Here is a 2,400-nt window from a genome sequence, read left to right on the forward strand (position 1 = left end):
CTCGTGGGGACGCGGACAACACCCCGACACGTAACCCCACCCAACAATCCCGGTTAACATCCACACCGGGGTGCGCGATGGGCGCACCCCGGTGGCGAACTCACTTCTTGTTGCGGTCCCGCTTCTCGCGCACGCGCACCGAGATGCGCACCGGCGAACCGTCGAAGCCGAACTCCTCACGCAGCCGCCGCTCCAGGAACCGGCGGTAACCGGCTTCCAGGAAGCCGGTGGTGAACAGCACGAAGGTCGGCGGCCGGGTGGAGGCCTGGGTCGCGAACAGCACCCTGGGCAGCCTGCCGCCGCGCATGGGCGGCGGCGTCGCGGCCACGACCTCCTTGAGCCAGTTGTTCAGCCTGCCGGTGGAGATGCGCTTGTCCCAGGACTCGAGCGCGGTCTCCATGGCGGGCACCAGCTTCTGCACGGCCCGGCCGGTGTGCGCGGAGATGTTGACCCGCCGCGCCCACGGCACGCGAACCAGCTCGCGGTCGACCTCCTTCTCCAACTGGAGCCTGCGGTCCTCGTCGACCAGATCCCACTTGTTGAACGCCAGCACCAGCGCGCGGCCGGAGTCGGCGACCAGGCTGATCACGCGCAGATCCTGCTCGGTGATCGGCTGGCTGGCGTCGATCAGCATGATCGCGACCTCGGAGGCCTCCAGCGCCGACTTGGTACGCAGCGAGGCGTAGAACTCGGTGCCGGTGGCGTTGGAGACCTTGCGGCGCAGGCCCGCGGTGTCGACGAACTTCCACACCTTGCCGCCCAGTTCGACCAGCGAGTCCACCGGGTCGACGGTGGTGCCCGCCACGTCGTGGACCACCGAGCGCTCGTCCCCGGCCAGTTTGTTGAGCAGGCTGGACTTGCCGACATTGGGCTTGCCGACCAGGGCGACGCGGCGCGGACCGGTGCCGCCGGTGCCCTCGCGCGGGGTCTCCGGCAGCGCTTGGAGCACATCGTCGAGCAGGTCGCCGGTGCCGCGGCCGTGCGCGGCGCTGACCATGCGCGGCTCGCCCAGGCCGAGCGACCACAGCGAGGCGGCCTCGGCCTCGACGCGGTGATCGTCGACCTTGTTGGCGACCAGGATGACCGGGATCTTCGCCCGGCGCAGCTTCTTCACCGCCGCCTCGTCGGTCGCGGTCGCGCCGACAGTGGCGTCGACCACCAGCAGGATGGCGTCCGCGGTGGCCATGGCCAGCTCGGCCTGGCGGGCGACAGCCTGTTGCAGGCCCTTGGCGTCGGGCTCCCAGCCGCCGGTGTCCTGCACCAGGAACCGCCGCCCGGCCCAGGAGGCCTCATAGGAGACACGGTCGCGGGTGACGCCGGGGACGTCCTCCACGACCGCCTCGCGACGGCCGAGGATCCGGTTGACCAGGGTCGACTTGCCGACGTTCGGGCGCCCGACCACGGCCAGGGTGGGCATGGCGAGCTGTTCCCCGCCCTCCTGCTCGCCCTCGAAATCAACGAGCTCCCACTCGGATTCGTCGCTCCAGACGCCGTCGCCTGCGAGTACGTCTTCGCTCACTGTGCACTTCCTGTCGCGATCCGCTGCGCCACGACGCGATACAGCTCGTCGATGACCTCGTCCATGGTCAGCTCGCTGGTGTCCACGAGCACCGCGTCCTCGGCGGGACGCAGCGGGGACACCGCACGGGTGGAGTCGAGGGTGTCGCGGCGCTGCACATCGGCCAGCACGGCCGCGTAGTCGTCGCCACGTCCCTCGCGGATGTTCTGTTCGTTGCGCCGCTGCGCGCGGGCCTGCGCGGAGGCGGTCAGATAGATCTTGGCGTCGGCGTCGGGCAGCACCACGGTGCCGATGTCGCGGCCCTCGACCACGATCCGGCCCGCCGCGGCCGCGATCTCGCGCTGGGTCGCCACCAGCAGCTCGCGCACCTCGCCCACCGCCGACACCGCGGACACCGCCTTGGTGACCGCGTCGCCGCGGATCTCCGCGGACACGTCCTCGCCGTCGAGCTCCACGACCTCACGAGCCGGGTCGGTGCCGATGGTGAGCGGCAGCTCCTTGACCGCGGCGATGACGGCGGCCGGGTCGTCCAGGTCGGCGCCCGCGCGCAGCACGCGCAAGGTGGCCACCCGATACATGGCGCCGGTGTCGAGATAGCGGGCGCCGAGGCGCAGCGCCAGCTTGCGCGAGACACTCGACTTGCCGGTGCCAGACGGGCCGTCCATGGCCACGGTCAGCGGGCCGTCACCGGACAGCGCGTCGTCGATTTCCGCCGGGACCTGCACACCGTTCACAGCTGCACCGCCTCGTAGAGTTTGCCGATTTCGTCGCGGCCGAGCACCCGCAGCGTGCCGGGCCGCTGGTGGCCCCGGGGGGCCCGGCCGCTATTGGTGGGCCCCCCCCCGGGCACCCGGGTGGCCCCCCCCGGCAGCCGCCAGCCC

2 protein-coding genes and 1 pseudogene are annotated in these 2,400 nt (G+C 71.6%); all 3 read right to left on the reverse strand.

Annotated features, from left to right (window positions below; translation table 11 throughout):
- Positions 1-100 precede the first annotated feature (100 nt).
- Entirely contained in the window at positions 101-1,519 is a 1,419-nt protein-coding gene (der, locus tag QH283_RS20320) for a ribosome biogenesis GTPase Der (RefSeq protein ID WP_280504568.1), read from the reverse strand.
- The gene (gene cmk, locus QH283_RS20325; RefSeq protein WP_280504569.1) at positions 1,516-2,184 is read right to left on the reverse strand and encodes a (d)CMP kinase; all 669 of its coding nucleotides are present in this window, start codon (positions 2,182-2,184) and stop codon (positions 1,516-1,518) included. The genes der and cmk overlap by 4 nt, the downstream gene beginning before the upstream one ends.
- 65 nt (positions 2,185-2,249) lie before the next feature.
- Positions 2,250-2,327: pseudogene (locus QH283_RS30355) on the reverse strand (pseudouridine synthase); the annotation flags it as partial.
- Positions 2,328-2,400 lie beyond the last annotated feature (73 nt).

This window comes from Nocardia farcinica, assembly GCF_029867845.1.
Classification (GTDB): Bacteria; Actinomycetota; Actinomycetes; order Mycobacteriales; family Mycobacteriaceae; genus Nocardia; species Nocardia farcinica_A.